The organism is Micromonospora sp. NPDC048986, assembly GCF_040649335.1.
Lineage (GTDB): Bacteria > Actinomycetota > Actinomycetes > Mycobacteriales > Micromonosporaceae > Micromonospora > Micromonospora alfalfae.
Genome location: NZ_JBEZFJ010000003.1, coordinates 249,797 through 263,595, shown reverse-complemented (window position 1 = coordinate 263,595; position 13,799 = coordinate 249,797). Strand labels below are relative to the sequence as shown.

Genomic DNA, 13,799 nt, shown 5'->3' with positions numbered 1-13,799 from the left:
ACCGAGGTGTGGGGTCCGTCAGCCGCGGGCGACGGGCCCCACACCGCTCAGTCGGTCAGCGCGGCGTAGACCAGCTGGCGCAGCTGGGAGCGGAGCGGGTAGGTGCTGGACGGCATCAGCTGGGTGAACAGCAGCGCGGTGATCTCCTCGGCCGGGTCGACCCAGAACGCCGTGCTGGCCACCCCACCCCAGTAGTACTCACCGACGCTGCTGGGCACCCGGCTGGGGATCGGGTCGTCGACCACCGCGAAGCCGAGGCCGAAGCCGATCCCGTCCAGTGTGGTCTCGGCGAAGCCGCCGGTGGACAGGGTGCCCAGGTCCTGGCCGCCGGGCAGGTGGTTGCGGGTCATGAACCGCACCGTGCGCGGCCCCAGGAGCCGGACGCCGTCCAGCTCCCCGCCGCGCAGCAGCAACTGTGTGAACCGGTGGTAGTCGGCGGCGCTGGAGATCAGGCCACCGCCGCCGGAGAGCAGCGCCGGCTTGCTGAACGCGAGCGACCCCAGGCTGTCGTGGCGGACGGCCCGGCCGCTGCGCGGTTCCGGCACGTAGAGCGCGGCCAGCCGGTCGGCCTCGTCGCCCTCCACCCACCAGCGGGTGTCGGTCATGCCCAGCGGGCCGAAGATCCGATCGGCGAAGAACGCGTCGAGGCTCTGCCCGGAGACCACCTCGACGAGTCGTCCCAGCACGTCGGTGGCGACGGAGTAGCCCCACGCCGAGCCGGGCTGGAACAGCAGCGGCAGCTCGCCGAACGCCGCGCAGGCGCCGGCCAGGTCCACGTCCGCCGGCGGGTACAGGTCGTAACCGGCGGCCCGGTAGAGCCCGTCGACCACCGAGGTCTGCATGAAGCCGTACGTCAGGCCGGCGGTGTGAGTGAGCAGGTGCCAGACCCGGATCGGTTCGACCGCCGGGACCGTGTACGGCTTGAGCGCCGACCCCTTGGAATAGACCCGCAGGTCGGCGAACTCGGGCAGCCAGCGGCTGACCTCGTCGGTCAGCTCGAACCGGCCCTCCTCCCACAGCATCATCGCCGCGACCGAGGTGACCGGCTTTGTCATCGAGTAGATCCGCCACAGCGTGTCGGCCTCGACCGGTGCGCCCGACTCCCGGTCGCGCAGCCCGTACGTCGAGGAGTGCGCCACCTCGCCGCGACGGGTGACCACCACCTGCCAGCCGGCCAGCCGGCCGTCGTCGACGTACCGGCCGAAGTGCTCGTCGATCCGCGACAGCCGCGCCCCGTCGAAACCGATCTGATCCGGGTCCTTGCTCCGAGCCACACTCACGCCGCCGAACGTACTCGCCGGTACACCGACGCCGGAAGGGGGCCGGCCCCGGCCTGCCGGCCGTCGACTGTCGGCGGCGCCCACTAGCCTGGCCGGATGCCGGAGTTGACCGAGGACGTGACCTTCCGCAACGAGGACTGGTACGGCGAGGAGTTGACCGACCGGCACTTCGTGGGCTGTGAGTTCTTCGGTGTGGATCTGACCGAGGCGGTGAGCAGAGGCGCGGTCTTCACCGGGTGCACGTTCGGCAACGTGGCGTTCAACGCCTCCCGCCATGTCGACTCCGCCTTCACCCGTTGCGTGTTTCGGCGGTGCAACTTCTTCGAGGCCGAGTTCACCGGCTGCAAGCTGGTCGGCAGCACCTTCAGCGAGTGTGATCTGCGTCCGTTGACTGTGGACGGCGGTGACTGGTCCTTCGTCGCGTTGCCCGGCGCCGACCTGCGTGGCGTCCGGCTGACCGGGGTGCGCATGCGCGAGGTGGACCTCACCAGGGCCAATCTCACCGGTGCTACGGTCACCGGTGTCGATCTTTCCGGGGCGCAGCTGACCAATGTCCGGCTCGGCGGCGCCGACCTGCGGGGCAGCGATCTCACCGCGCTGGACCCGACGGTCGTCGAACGGGCCGGTGCCGTGATCGACGTCGAGCAGGCGGTGGTCGTCGCACAACTGCTCGGCTTCCGGATCGGCTGACCCGAAAGGGGCTCCTGGTCTGCCCAAGTACCCGTCCGGGCGGCCGGGATGTCCGACAGCGTCCCATTGTGGGCTGGACACATCCGGCAGTCCGGATCTAGCGTGTCGTCCACGCCCGGGTAAACGTGAAACTGCCCACAGTGAATGGTGTGGTCCTCGGCGGTCCAAAACGGCCGGGCGGCGGAGTTGGAGGGGTCGGTGGCGGACGAAGACCGCACGCGGGCTGGTTCGAGGGCTGGGGACGCGCCGCCGAGGCACCGTCCGCCTGCCATTACCGCTGGGAAGACCCGCAGTGTGTTGCGCCGTGCCCGACAGCGGCGGCGCTGGGCGGTGGAGGGAGCCGCCGTACTCGTCTGCCTGGTGGTGTTGATCTCGTACCTCGCCACCCGGTCCGGTCCGGCGCCCGACGACGAACAGGCCGGTCCGGGCGGCGCGCCCGCCCGTTCCCCCGGTTTCCCGGCGGCCGACGTGCGCACCGGCGAGGCGGGGCCGGCGACGCCCGGCCTGCGTCCGCGCCAGCGCCCACCCTCGCCGGACCCGACGCCGTCGGCCAGCGCGCCCGCCCCGCCACCGCCGAAGCCCGGTTCGCCGGCGCTGACGGTGAGCCGGGGCGAGATGCCCGCCATCGTCGACCTCACTGCCGTGGGCGCCCGGGACTGGGTGCACTGGGGAGAGCGTGGCGGCAGGTCGACGAACCGCAAGCGGTCGGGCTCCGGTGAGATCATCGACGGGGGTGGCCCAGGCCGGCGGGTCGGTTGGGACGGCAACCAGGAGTACGTGCGCTGGGCCGACGGCACGCCGGAACGGTCGACGAACGGCAGTTCCAACGGCGTCTACGCCTGCGGTGCCGGGAACGGGTTCAGCCTCGCCGTCGCCGGCAGTGGTGAGCCGCGCACGGTCCAGCTCTACGGCGGCATCTGGATGGCGCGGGGGCTCCTGCAAGCGCGGCTGTCCACTGGCGGGCCTGGCAGCACCGCCAGACTGGAAGACCCGTACACCAGTCAGAGCGCCCAGTTCACCATCCGCTTCACAGCGCCGAAGGGTGCCCGGCTGCTGCTCAACTGGACCGTCGAGAGGGTCTTCACGTCGCACTGCGGCAACGTCGGCCTCCAGGCCGTGACGGTGCGTTGACTGACTGACTGATCGCTGCGCGTCGGGCGGCGGGACAATTTGTCCGTCGCGGACTGTCGAATGGGTCGTAACTTTCTGCTGTCCCCATCCGACCATCCAGTGTGGAGGCAGCGGAGATGAGTAGCAGCACCGCCCACCGCGTCCGTCGTGCCGCTTCGTCCGGCACCGGTGAAGCGTCCGGGGAGGTTCTTCGCGACATCCCCCTGCCGCCGTACGTGACGGGCGAGGACACCCAGTTCGCCGTACGGGCGGTGGTGGTGCACGCCCCCCGCCGGTGGTCCGGGGGTGTGGTTTGCCGTAACGATGCCAGCCCGCACCCGTGCCGCCTGCACCGCTGGGGCACCCGGGTGCTGGCGCTGCGCGGGCTGCGGGCCGCTGAGATCGCCGCGCTCATCGAACGTGGTGACCCGACGGCGGTGGTCCCCCCACCGGACCGTCCGGCCTGAGCGCTCGCCGGGCCGGGGGGCGCTTTTCGCGCCTCCCGGCCGCCGCTCAGCAGGTGATCGGTTTGATCCAGGAACACTCGACGCCCTCCGGGGTGCGCGGCGTCTCCGGCACCGTCGGCGGGGCCACCCGTGCCGTCGACGCACCACCCTCGCGGAAGCCGGCCAACGCCACGGCGATCTGGTCCTCGAGCGACTTCACCGACGCGGTGAGGTAGTTGTTCAGCAGGATGGAGAACGCCAGCAGTCGACCATCGGCGCTGGTGACGTAGCCGGAGAGCCCGGAGACACCGGTCAGGCTGCCGGTCTTGGCGTGCACGTTGCCCGCTGCTGGCGTGCCGGCCATCCGGCTGCGCAGGGTGCCGCCGACGAACCGCTCGGGCTGACCGGCGATCGGCAGTGCCGCGTACCAGGTCGGGAACCACGGTTCGGCGCGGACGGCGCTCAGCAGGTCGACGAATTCCGTCGCCGGGATCAGGTTGCGTCGGGACAACCCTGAGCCGTCACGCTGGCGCAGTCTCCCGGTGTCCATTCCGGTGTCGGCGACGTACTCGCTGATCGCGGTGAGACCGGCCGTCCAGGTGCCCGACCCGGAGAGCACCCTGCCGATCTCCTTGGTCAACATCTCGGCGTGCCCGTTGTTGGACAGCTTCAAGAACGGCGTCATCAACTCGCCCAGACTCATCGAGTCGTGGCGTGCCACCGGCTGGGCCGTCTCCGGGGTGGGCTGGCCGAGCACGGTCCGGCCGAGCACCCGGACGCCGTGTCGGTGCAGCGCCGCCCGGAACACGTCGGCCGCGTAGCCGGTGGGTTCCCAGACGGTGACCCAGTCGCTGGCGGGCTCGTCGCCGACGGCGATCTGACCGGTCACCACGACGGTGTTGCCGCCGTGCTCTCGCTCGATCGAGATCGAGGTCTCGCCGTCGCTGACCGTCTGGGCGCGGTTGTCGACGCGGACGTACCCGGTGGCGGGGGTGGTGGTGACCACCGGCGGGGCGCCGGCCCGGTCGGCCGGTGCGGCGTGCACGATCACGGTGCCCGCGTCGTAGTCGGTGTCCGGGGCCACCGTCAGCGCGGAGACTTGGGCGGCGTAGTAGTAGGGCTCGTCGTCCCAGGTCCAGTCGGGGCCGAGTCGGGTGCGGTCGTAGCGGGTGTCGTCGGCGACCAGGTTTCCGGTGACCACCCGCACGCCGTCGGCGGCGACCTGCTGGGCGAGCGCGTCGTAGTCGGCGGCGAGCATTGTCGGATCGCCTCCGCCGTGCAGGTAGAGGTTGCCGGAGAGCAGGCCCGCACGGCGCTTGCCGCTGGCCCGTACGTCGGTGCTGAAGCGGTGGCCCGGGCCGAGCAGCTCAAGGGCGGCCGTCGAGGTCAGCAGCTTGGTGTTGGACGCGGGAACCAGCCGGCGGTCCCCGTTGCGGTCGTAGAGCGTCTGCCCGGTGCTGGTGTCGACCACGACCACTGACGCCTGCGCGCCGGCCAGCCGGGTGTCGGCGAGGATCGTGTCGATGGTGGCACGCAGGTGGGTCGTCGCGGGGGTGGGCGCCTCGGCCGTGGCACCGGGCGCGGCGGCGGTGGCCGCGGTCGCGACCAGCGCGAGCAGCGCGAGGGCCCGGGGAAAGTGACGACGATGCATCCGCTGATGCTGTCACGGAGATATTCGCCGGAGAAGGGTCTCAGGCGAAAGATATTGCCGTCTGGGCTACTTCGGCCCGCCGACCGTCTTCTCGTGACCACCCCAGTAGTGCCGCTGCGCCCCCATCACCAGTGGCGCGACCAGCGCGGCGAGCGCCCCACCGAGCAGCGGGAAGACGATGAACACCCAGAGCTGCCGTAGCGCCACACCGCCCTCGAAGACCGCCGGACCGAACGCGCGGGCCGGATTGACCGCCGCGCCGGTCAGCGTCACGCCCACCAGTTGGGTCACGGCAAGAGCCAACCCGATGGCCAGCCCGGCGGTGCCCGGATTCTCGCTCCGACTCGTCACCACGAGCACTACCAGCACGAAGAGGAAGGTCAGCACGACCTCCAGCACCGCCGCGCCGCCCCGGTTGATGTGCGCGCCGTAACCGTTGGTGCCCAGGGCCCCGGTCTGGTCCGCCACGTCACCCCAGCGGGTGAGCGCCCAGAGCACGAAGCCCGCGACCGTCGCGCCGACGAACTGCGCGATCCAGTACGCCACAGCCCCGAGCACCGAGATCTTGCCGGAGAGCAGCACACCGAGCGTCACCGCTGGGTTGACGTGGCTGCCGGAGAGTGGGCCGATCGTGTAGACGAGGGCCACCATCACGAACCCGAAGGCCAGTGCCACCACGACCACGCCGCCCTGGACCCGTGCGGCGACCGCGCTGCCCACCCCGAAGAACACCAGCAACAGGGTGCCGAGGAACTCGCCCGCGTACCGACGGAAGTCGCTCATCAACTCAGCGTAAGCGCAGGTCAGGTGGTCGAAGCCGGAATGGCTGTCTGTGACCGGCGCGACGGTCGGGGACGGGCACAGCGCGGACAACCGGCGCGTTGTAGCCCACGTGGACACCCACTCCGCGGACGTCGTGGTGATCGGTGCCGGGCAGGCCGGCCTGAGCGCCGGCTATCACCTGCACCGCACCGGCTTCGCACCCGACACCGGCTTCGTCATCCTCGACGCCGACAACGGGCCCGGCGGCGCCTGGCAGCACCGCTGGCCGACGCTGGTCTTCGACCGCGTGCACGGCTTCCATGACCTGCCCGGACTGCCGCTCCCGCCGACCGAGCCGCAACGCCCGGCTTCCGAGCAGGTCAGCGCCTACTTCGCCGCGTACGAGAGGGCCTTCGACCTGCCGGTGCGGCGGCCGGTGCGGGTCCGGGGGGTGCACTCCCGCCCGGACGGACGACTCGACGTGCGCACCGACCGGGGCACCTGGACCGCGCGGGCCCTGATCAACGCCACCGGCACCTGGACGCGACCGTTCTGGCCGCACTACCCGGGCCGGTCGACGTTCCGGGGACGCCAGTTGCACACCGCCGACTATCGAGGGCCGGCCGAGTTCACCGGCCTGCGCGTGGTGGTGGTCGGCGGCGGCACCTCGGCCGTGCAACTGCTCGGCGAGGTCTCCACCGTCGCGGCGGCCACCACCTGGGTCACCCGCCGGCCGCCGACCTTCAACGACGAGGAGTTCGGCCCGGAACTGGGTCGGGCCGCCGTGGCCCGGGTCGACCAGGCGGTCCGCTCCGGCCGGCCGCCGGGCAGCGTGGTGGGCGTGACCGGGCTTCCGGTCACCCCGGAGGTACGCCACCTGCGCGAGCGCGGCGTCCTCGACCGGCTACCCATGTTCGACCGGATCACGCCCGACGGGGTGGCCTGGACGCACGGGCGGTTCGTGCCGGCGGACGTGATCCTCTGGTGCACCGGTTTCCGGGCGGCCATCGACCATCTCGCCCCGCTGGGGCTGCGCGCGCCGGGCGGCGGTATCACGATGGACGGCACCCGAGTGGTCGCCGACGCTCGGATTCACCTGGTCGGGTACGGCCCCTCGGCCAGCACGATCGGGGCCAACCGGGCCGGCCGCGCGGCGGTCAACGAGATTCGCGCCTGGCTGGCCCCGGCCGCCGCTCTCCACTGACCTGGCTCTATTTGACGGATGGTCGGCCAGCGGGCACGGTGGGAGTGACGGGGCCGTCAGCTGCCCCGATTCAAAGCGACGGCGATGATCGTTCGCCCCTCTGTCGCCTCCCACGTGTGCTCGTACGCGGGCCGACTGTCCGGTCCGCGCGGTATCCGACAGCGAGCCGACAATCCACGAGGAGTTCCACAAATGCTCACCATGACCGATAACGCCGTGCTCGTGATCCGTGACCTCGCCAACCAACAGGATGTCGCCCAGGACGGCGGCGTGCGTATCGCCGCCGACACCGAGGCGGGCTCGCTCACCGTCGAGCTGGTGCCCGAGCCGGTGCAGGGCGATCGGGTGGTCGACAACCAGGGCGCGCGGATCTTCCTGGACGAGGACGCCGCCGAGCTGCTCGGCGACGCGTCGGTGGACGCCACGGTCGACGACGAGGGCATCATCCAGTTCGGCTTCACCGAGAAGCAGTAGATCCGGCTTTCAGCGTGGCGATCGTCCCCGCTGCGGTGGCGGCCCCTGCCCAGGGTGCCACCGCGGTGCGCCGTCGCCGGCTGGATGCAACAGCGTGCCGAGCACGTGGGCCAGGTGGTGCGAGGTGCTCCAGGCCGCCCAGTTGGCGGTCGAGCCGGCCCCGGCACCACGGCGGGCCCGGCGCAGCAGCTCATGGTCACCCCAGGAGAAGGCCGCACCGGTGCTCGGCCAGTGCGGTGCCGACACCAGCGTGCGACACAGGTCGGCGAACCTGTCGTCGCCCCGACCGCCGCGTCGCGCCCAGCGGTAGACCCACCAGCTGCCGTCGTCGGTGTAACGCACCGTCGGCAACCGGTCGCCACTGTCACCGCCGCCCGGCCCGGCCGGGTGGACACCGTAGTCGCCGTAGTCGACCCCGGCGTCGGCCAGTCGCCGCCACAGTTGCCAGTCCCAGCGGTCCAGTTGGACCGGCTCGTCGGTGGGCAACCGGGACAGCGTCGGAGGCATACCGCCCGCCGCCACAGTCACCGACCGCCAGGCGTGTCGGCGTGCCCAGTCCAGCAGGTGGCGTACCCGGGGCTCGGCGGTCCGCACGTCCGCCGGGCAGCAGACGTCCCCCGCGTCCACCAGCAGGTCGCACTCCTCTGGGGCGAGGCCGGTGAACCGCCAGATCCGTTCCACGGCGGTGGTGCTCGCGTCCGGCCCGGCCCGGTCCTGGCCGGCCCGCAGTCGGATGAGCGCGCGCCGGCCGTACGCCCGCGCCGCCGCGCCGTGCGCGACCAGCCGGTGGTCGCTCTCGGAGAGCCCGATCACCGGCACCACCGGCACGTCCCAACGGGTCAGCTCCGCCTCGGGGGTGTCGGGTAGCGCGCTGACGTCGATGGCGGGCAGCAGCCCGGACGGCAGCCGGCGAATGGCGTCCATCGTGGACCGACCGATCGCGCCGATCTCCAGGACCGGGGCGACCAGTGCGGCATGGGCGGGATCGAGGTGGCTCAGGGCCTCAAGCTCGCCCCGTCGGCTGGCGAGGATGGGGCGGTAGACCGGTGCCGCCGCCCGGCCCCCGTGGGCGGGCACCATACTTCAATCTAGCCAGGCATACGCCCGTCCCCCAGGAATGTAAGCCGGAATTCGGCTGCTCGACTGTCGGTTCGGCGACTACCATCCACCGGTGCCCACATCGATTCACCGTTACCAGTCCGACGAGGAGGACAGCGCGCGGTGGACCGGTTTCCCGTTCCGCGACGGCGACATCGTGATCAGCACCCGGTCCAAGAGCGGCACCACCTGGATGCAGATGATCTGTGCGCTGCTGGTGCTTCGTAGCGCGGAGTTGCCGGCGCCGCTGACAGTGCTGTCGCCGTGGCTTGACTGGTTGGGCGAGCCGCAGGCCACTGTGTACGACCGGCTGGCCGCCCAGCCACACCGACGGTTCATCAAGACGCACACCCCGCTGGACGGGGTGCCGTTGGACCCTCGGGCGCACTACGTGGTGGTGGCCCGGCACCCGCTGGACATGGCGGTCTCCCTCTACCACCAGAGCGCCAACCTGGACCGGGCACGCATCGCCGAGCTGACCGGCCAACCCGCCCCGACCGGGCCACCCCGGGAGCGGCCACCGGTACGGGAGTGGTTGTGGAGCTGGGTCAACCGGGAGGTGGATCCCCGCGCCGAGCTGGATTCGCTGCCCGGGGTGCTGATGCACCTCGCTGACGCGTGGGCCCGCCGACACGATCCCAACGTCGAGCTGGTGCACTACGACGACCTGCTGGCCGATCTGGGCGGTGAGATGCGCCGGCTGGCCGACGCGTGGAAACTTCCGAGCCCGGGGCCGGAGTTGGTCGAGGCGGCCACCTTCGGTCGGATGCGGGAGCGCGCCGACCGGCTCGCACCGGACACGCTCGGCGTGCTGCGTGACCGGCAGGCGTTCTTTCGCCGGGGAGGCTCGGGCCAGGGACGTGACCTGCTGGACGAGGCCGGCCTCACCCGCTACCGGCAACAGGTCGCGGCGCTGGCCCCACCCGACCTGATCAGCTGGCTGCACCGCTAGGCCCTCAGGCGGACAAGAGCGCGCGGCGCCGCTCCGTGATCGGAACGTCGCCGCGCTCTGGCCGTCTCCCACCACCGCAGCCGTTCGGCGGTACGTCGGCGGGGACCTGGCTCGACCGGCCGTTCGCGCCGGTCCGCTCCTCGATCCCCGGTCCGTGTGGATCCAAACCCTCCCAGCGTGGGGAATTCCACCATTCGTCAGTCCCGGCGTGGGGTGCCGCCGGACGGGGTATGAGCGTGGACATGGAGCATTTCACTATCGCGACCGTCGCCGAGAAGAGCCCGGATTTCCGGCGGGTGCTGTGGACCGGTGAGCACACCCAGCTGGTCATCATGACCATCCCCGCCGATGGGGAGATCGGCGAGGAGGTGCACGAGGACATCGACCAGATCCTCACCTTCGTCAGCGGTGTCGGCGAGGCGCGGGTCGCCGGCGCGAAGCGGAAGGTCGTCGCGGGCGACCTGGTAGTGGTGCCGGCGGGCACCAAGCACAACTTCGTCAACACCGGTCCCAACCCGCTGGTGCTGTACACGGTCTACGGGCCGCCGGAGCACGCCGACAAGGCCGTGCACAAGACCAAGGAAGAGGCCGATGCGGCCGAGGCGGCGGGCGAGGACGAGCCACCGACCGAGTGATCCGTCCGGCCTGATCCGGGCCGATGCGGGTACCCCCGGCGGGTGGAGCAGCAGCAGCCGATCTCCGACTACGGGTTCCTCTCGGACTCCCGTTCGGGCGCCCTGGTCGGCAAGGACGGCTCGATCGACTGGTGGTGCCCGCACCGGTTCGACGGGTCGTCGGTGTTCGCGCGGTTGCTCGACCCGGGAGCTGGCCACTTCCGGCTGGCGCCGGTAGGGGTCGGTGGCCCGGGTCACCGGGTGGAGCGCGCGTACCTTCCTGACTCGTTGGTGCTGCGGACGGTGCACCACACCCCGCAGGGCAGCGTGGCGGTCACCGACGCGCTGGCCGCCGAGGTCGGCGCCCGCGCGCACGAGCTGGGCAAGAATTCACCCGCCGTGCTGATCCGAGTGGTCGAAGGGCTCTCCGGGCGGGTACGGATGGCGTTGGACTTCGCGCCCCGCCCGGAGTACGGGCTGCTCACGCCGTACCTGCACGAGCAGCCCGACGGTGGGGTGCTGGCCGGTGCCGGCCCGGTGGTGCTGATGTTGCGCGCCGGGGGTCTGCACCTGCGGGCGGGCAGGGACCGGGTGACCCACGAGTTCGAGGTCTCCGCCGGTCAGGTGATCGGGATGGACCTCGCGTTCGGCGAGGCGTACGGCGACCCGCCGGCAAAGGTGGACCCGTTGACCACCCTCGCCGAGACGACGCAGGCGTGGCAGGCGTTCCGGGAGACGCACAGATACTCCGGCCGTTACCCCGAACTCGTCACGCACAGCTCCACGGTGCTGACCGGCCTCACGTACGCCCGCAGTGGCGCGGTCGCCGCGGCTTTGACCTCATCACTGCCGGAGCAGATCGGTGGCGACCGGAACTACGACTACCGCTACTCCTGGCTGCGGGACTTCTCGTTGACGATGCGGGCGCTGTGGGTGGCGGCCTGCCCCGACGAGACGTCCCGGCTGTTCGCCTGGGCGACCCGCTCGATCGGCCGGTTCGGCGACGAGCCGGTGCCGGTGCTCTTCGGGCTGGAGGGCGAGCGCGACCTCTCCGAGCACCACTGCAACCACCTGCGCGGCTACCGCGACAGTCGGCCCGTGCGGGTCGGCAACGACGCCTGGCGGCAACGGCAGCTCGACGTGCCGGGTGAGGTGATGTCGGCGGTGTGGCGGCTGCGCGACTACCTCGGCGCGACGTTCGAGGACGAGTTGCGGGAGATGGTGCTCGGGCTGACCGAGCAGGTGGCCGCGACGTGGCGTCTGCCGGACCGGGGGATCTGGGAGACCCGCGACGAGGAGCGCCACTACGTTTCGTCGAAGGTGGCCTGCTGGCTCGCGATGGACCGGGCGGTGGGGCTCGCCGACCGGCTCGGCGACCGGGCCGACCCACATCGCTGGGCCACGGTCCGCGACGAGATCCGCGACGCGGTGATGCGCGAGGGGTGGAACGAGCGGATCGGGGCCTTCACCGGCGCGTTCGGATCGGCGGAGTTGGACGCCTCGGTGCTCGCCCTGCCGGTCACCCACTTTCTGCCGGCCACCGACCCGCGGATGCGCTCGACGATCGCGATGGTCGAGCGCGAGCTGGGCACCGAGGACGGGCTGCTGCGGCGTTGGACGACCGACCCGGCCGGCTTCCTGCTGTGCTCGTTCTGGCTGGTGGAGTGCCTGGTGATGACCGGCGAACAGCGGCGCGCCGAGGCGCTCTTCGAGCGGGTCGTCGGGCACGCCAACGACGTGGGCCTGTTCAGCGAGCAGATCGACCTGTCCACCGGGGTGCAGCTCGGCAACATGCCGCAGGCGCTCTCGCACATCGGGCTGATCAACGCGGCCTGGCGGATCACCCGGCCGGACAGCTACTGATCGGTGGGCGTGCCGCCCCGGTCGGAAATCCTGCAACAGACCTGCAAGCGCCAGGCATTGACGCTGGTGCTTGGGCGGTCCTAGCCTCGAAGGAGCTGGAAAGCCCTTTCCCCAGGGCTTTGATCCCGCTTCACCCCGCTTCGGATCCGGGCGTCCGGCGGGGCCGCACACCGATCCCGTTCAGCGCAGCACGCCGTGCCGACACGTCTCGCCACGGCCGCCGAGGGATCACCACCACATGCGTCAAGGAGGACACCTGTGCAGAAAAGACGCTTCACCGGCCGCCGACCACTACTACTGGCCGTGGGCGCCGGGGTGACAGCGGCGGCCCTCGCCGCCGGCATGACCTCGGCCTTCGCGGCCACCGTCTTCAGCGACGACTTCACCGACGGCGACACCTCCGGCTGGTCCAAGTCCGGCGGCACCTGGGCCGTCGACGGCTCGGGCGTGCTCAACCAGTCCAACGCCGGCAGCGAGCTGGCCCGCCAGTTCGCCGGCCAGACCAGCTGGACCAACTACTCAGTGCAGGCCCGGGTCAGGCCGACGAGCTTCGCCTCGTCCAGCGCCCTGGTCGCACTCGCCGCCCGCTCCACCAGCAGCACCAAGATGTACCGGCTGGCCCTGCTCGGCTCCGGCCGGGCCGAGCTGCAGGCGGTCAACGGAAGCTCCGTCACGGCGATCGGTTCCGCCGCGCTGGGCATCGGCACCGGCACCTGGTACAACCTGCGCATCGAGACCAGCGGCAGCACCATCCGCGGCTTCGTCAACGGCACCCAGATCGCGTCCGGCAGCAACAGCCTCGCCGGTGCGGGCCGGATCGGCCTGGTCACCGCGTACGCCAGCGGCGGCTTCGACGACGTGCTTGTCGACTCGTCCGGCGGCGGCACCCCGACCACCCCGCCACCGACGACCACTCCGCCACCCACCACGCCGCCGCCGACCACCACACCGCCGCCGGCCGGCTGGCCGACGCCCACCGGCAGCCAGAAGGTGGACGCCACGATCCCGGTCTCCGGCTCGTTCGACGGTGGGCTCAAGCGCTACTACGGCATCGGTGACGGCGGGCAGAGTGAGAGCCAGGACCCGATGTTCGAGCTGGCTGCCGGCGCCACCCTGCGCAACGTGATCATCGGCGCCCCAGCCGGCGACGGCGTGCACTGCGAGGGCAACTGCACCCTGATCAACGTCTGGTGGGAGGACGTCGGCGAGGACGCGGCGACCTTCCGCGGCGGCACCACGTACACCGTCGACGGCGGCGGGGCCCGCTCCGCCAGCGACAAGGTCTTCCAGCACAACGGGTCGGGCACCGTTTACATCAAGAACTTCCGGGTGGAGAACGCCGGCAAGCTCTACCGCGCCTGCGGCAACTGCTCCACGTCGTACCAGCGGCACGTGGTGATCGACAACGTGATCGTCCGGAACACCGACGCGATCGCCGGCATCAACACCAACTGGGGCGACACCGCCCGGTTCAGCCGGATCACCATCGTCGGCGACCCGGACCGCGAGACCTCGATCTGCGTGAAGTACAAGGGCGTGCCGAAGGGCAGCGAGCCGACCGAGATCGGCGAGGGCGCCGACGGCGTCAACTGCCTCTACTCGCCCTCCGACATCACCTATCAGTAGACCGGCACGACGGCGCCCCGCGGGCCGCA

The 13,799-nt window shown here is 71.4% G+C and carries 13 protein-coding genes; 9 read left to right on the top strand and 4 right to left on the bottom strand.

Translation table 11 applies throughout. The annotated features are described in order from the left end of the window. Positions 1-47: 47 nt before the first annotated feature. Positions 48-1,280 carry a serine hydrolase domain-containing protein gene (locus AB0B94_RS09070; protein ID WP_357270463.1) on the bottom strand — a complete coding sequence of 411 codons (1,233 nt, stop codon included), beginning with the start codon at positions 1,278-1,280 and terminating at the stop codon, positions 48-50. A gap of 96 nt (positions 1,281-1,376) precedes the next feature. On the opposite strand from AB0B94_RS09070, the gene AB0B94_RS09065 reads away from it, so the two are divergent. From AB0B94_RS09065 to AB0B94_RS09055, 3 genes are all read left to right on the top strand, one after another. Next, positions 1,377-1,970, top strand: coding sequence for a pentapeptide repeat-containing protein (locus tag AB0B94_RS09065; protein ID WP_112582257.1), 594 nt, complete (start codon positions 1,377-1,379; stop codon positions 1,968-1,970). Between the two features lie 330 nt (positions 1,971-2,300). Continuing rightward, the gene (locus AB0B94_RS09060; RefSeq protein ID WP_357270460.1) at positions 2,301-3,101 is read left to right on the top strand and encodes a hypothetical protein; all 801 of its coding nucleotides are present in this window, start codon (positions 2,301-2,303) and stop codon (positions 3,099-3,101) included. Between the two features lie 116 nt (positions 3,102-3,217). Continuing rightward, positions 3,218-3,547 carry a hypothetical protein gene (locus AB0B94_RS09055; RefSeq protein WP_030331319.1) on the top strand — a complete coding sequence of 110 codons (330 nt, stop codon included), beginning with the start codon at positions 3,218-3,220 and terminating at the stop codon, positions 3,545-3,547. A gap of 46 nt (positions 3,548-3,593) precedes the next feature. Here the strand turns inward: AB0B94_RS09055 and dacB are convergent, their stop codons facing one another. Together dacB and AB0B94_RS09045 are read right to left on the bottom strand one after the other, a co-directional pair. Next, complete coding sequence (dacB, locus tag AB0B94_RS09050; protein WP_357270457.1) at positions 3,594-5,177, bottom strand: D-alanyl-D-alanine carboxypeptidase/D-alanyl-D-alanine-endopeptidase; 1,584 nt, start codon at positions 5,175-5,177, stop codon at positions 3,594-3,596. 66 nt (positions 5,178-5,243) lie between these two features. After that, positions 5,244-5,960: an aquaporin gene (locus tag AB0B94_RS09045; RefSeq protein ID WP_091393624.1), complete on the bottom strand. Its 717-nt coding sequence runs from the start codon at positions 5,958-5,960 to the stop codon at positions 5,244-5,246. Positions 5,961-6,069: 109 nt separating this feature from the next. Here AB0B94_RS09045 and AB0B94_RS09040 point away from each other — a divergent pair, with 109 nt between their 5' ends. Next, positions 6,070-7,143 (top strand): NAD(P)-binding domain-containing protein, encoded by a 1,074-nt coding sequence (locus tag AB0B94_RS09040; protein ID WP_357270454.1) that lies wholly within the window; start codon positions 6,070-6,072, stop codon positions 7,141-7,143. Between the two features lie 192 nt (positions 7,144-7,335). Next, positions 7,336-7,617: an adhesin gene (locus AB0B94_RS09035; RefSeq protein ID WP_091393621.1), complete on the top strand. Its 282-nt coding sequence runs from the start codon at positions 7,336-7,338 to the stop codon at positions 7,615-7,617. A 9-nt stretch (positions 7,618-7,626) separates the two neighbouring features. Here the strand turns inward: AB0B94_RS09035 and AB0B94_RS09030 are convergent, their stop codons facing one another. Then, complete coding sequence (locus tag AB0B94_RS09030; RefSeq protein WP_357270451.1) at positions 7,627-8,697, bottom strand: beta family protein; 1,071 nt, start codon at positions 8,695-8,697, stop codon at positions 7,627-7,629. Positions 8,698-8,788: 91 nt separating this feature from the next. Between AB0B94_RS09030 and AB0B94_RS09025 the strand changes: the two genes are divergently transcribed. From AB0B94_RS09025 to AB0B94_RS09010, 4 genes are all read left to right on the top strand, one after another. After that, complete coding sequence (locus AB0B94_RS09025) at positions 8,789-9,667, top strand: sulfotransferase domain-containing protein (protein ID WP_357270448.1); 879 nt, start codon at positions 8,789-8,791, stop codon at positions 9,665-9,667. Between the two features lie 242 nt (positions 9,668-9,909). Then, positions 9,910-10,302 carry a cupin domain-containing protein gene (locus AB0B94_RS09020; protein ID WP_091397116.1) on the top strand — a complete coding sequence of 131 codons (393 nt, stop codon included), beginning with the start codon at positions 9,910-9,912 and terminating at the stop codon, positions 10,300-10,302. A gap of 42 nt (positions 10,303-10,344) precedes the next feature. Further along, the gene (locus tag AB0B94_RS09015; RefSeq protein ID WP_357270445.1) at positions 10,345-12,144 is read left to right on the top strand and encodes a glycoside hydrolase family 15 protein; all 1,800 of its coding nucleotides are present in this window, start codon (positions 10,345-10,347) and stop codon (positions 12,142-12,144) included. A gap of 258 nt (positions 12,145-12,402) precedes the next feature. Further along, entirely contained in the window at positions 12,403-13,770 is a 1,368-nt protein-coding gene (locus tag AB0B94_RS09010) for a pectate lyase (protein WP_357270442.1), read from the top strand. The last annotated feature ends 29 nt before the right edge of the window (positions 13,771-13,799 follow it).

Excerpts from the sequence above, each read along its gene's own strand:
- AB0B94_RS09020 (WP_091397116.1), top strand. The coding sequence starts at position 9,910 with ATGGAGCATTTCACTATCGCGACCGTCGCCGAGAAGAGCCCGGATTTC.
- AB0B94_RS09055 (WP_030331319.1), top strand. The coding sequence starts at position 3,218 with ATGAGTAGCAGCACCGCCCACCGCGTCCGTCGTGCCGCTTCGTCCGGC.
- dacB (WP_357270457.1), bottom strand. The coding sequence starts at position 5,177 with ATGCATCGTCGTCACTTTCCCCGGGCCCTCGCGCTGCTCGCGCTGGTC.
- AB0B94_RS09035 (WP_091393621.1), top strand. The coding sequence starts at position 7,336 with ATGCTCACCATGACCGATAACGCCGTGCTCGTGATCCGTGACCTCGCC.
- AB0B94_RS09065 (WP_112582257.1), top strand. The coding sequence starts at position 1,377 with ATGCCGGAGTTGACCGAGGACGTGACCTTCCGCAACGAGGACTGGTAC.
- AB0B94_RS09030 (WP_357270451.1), bottom strand. The coding sequence starts at position 8,697 with ATGGTGCCCGCCCACGGGGGCCGGGCGGCGGCACCGGTCTACCGCCCC.
- AB0B94_RS09045 (WP_091393624.1), bottom strand. The coding sequence starts at position 5,960 with ATGAGCGACTTCCGTCGGTACGCGGGCGAGTTCCTCGGCACCCTGTTG.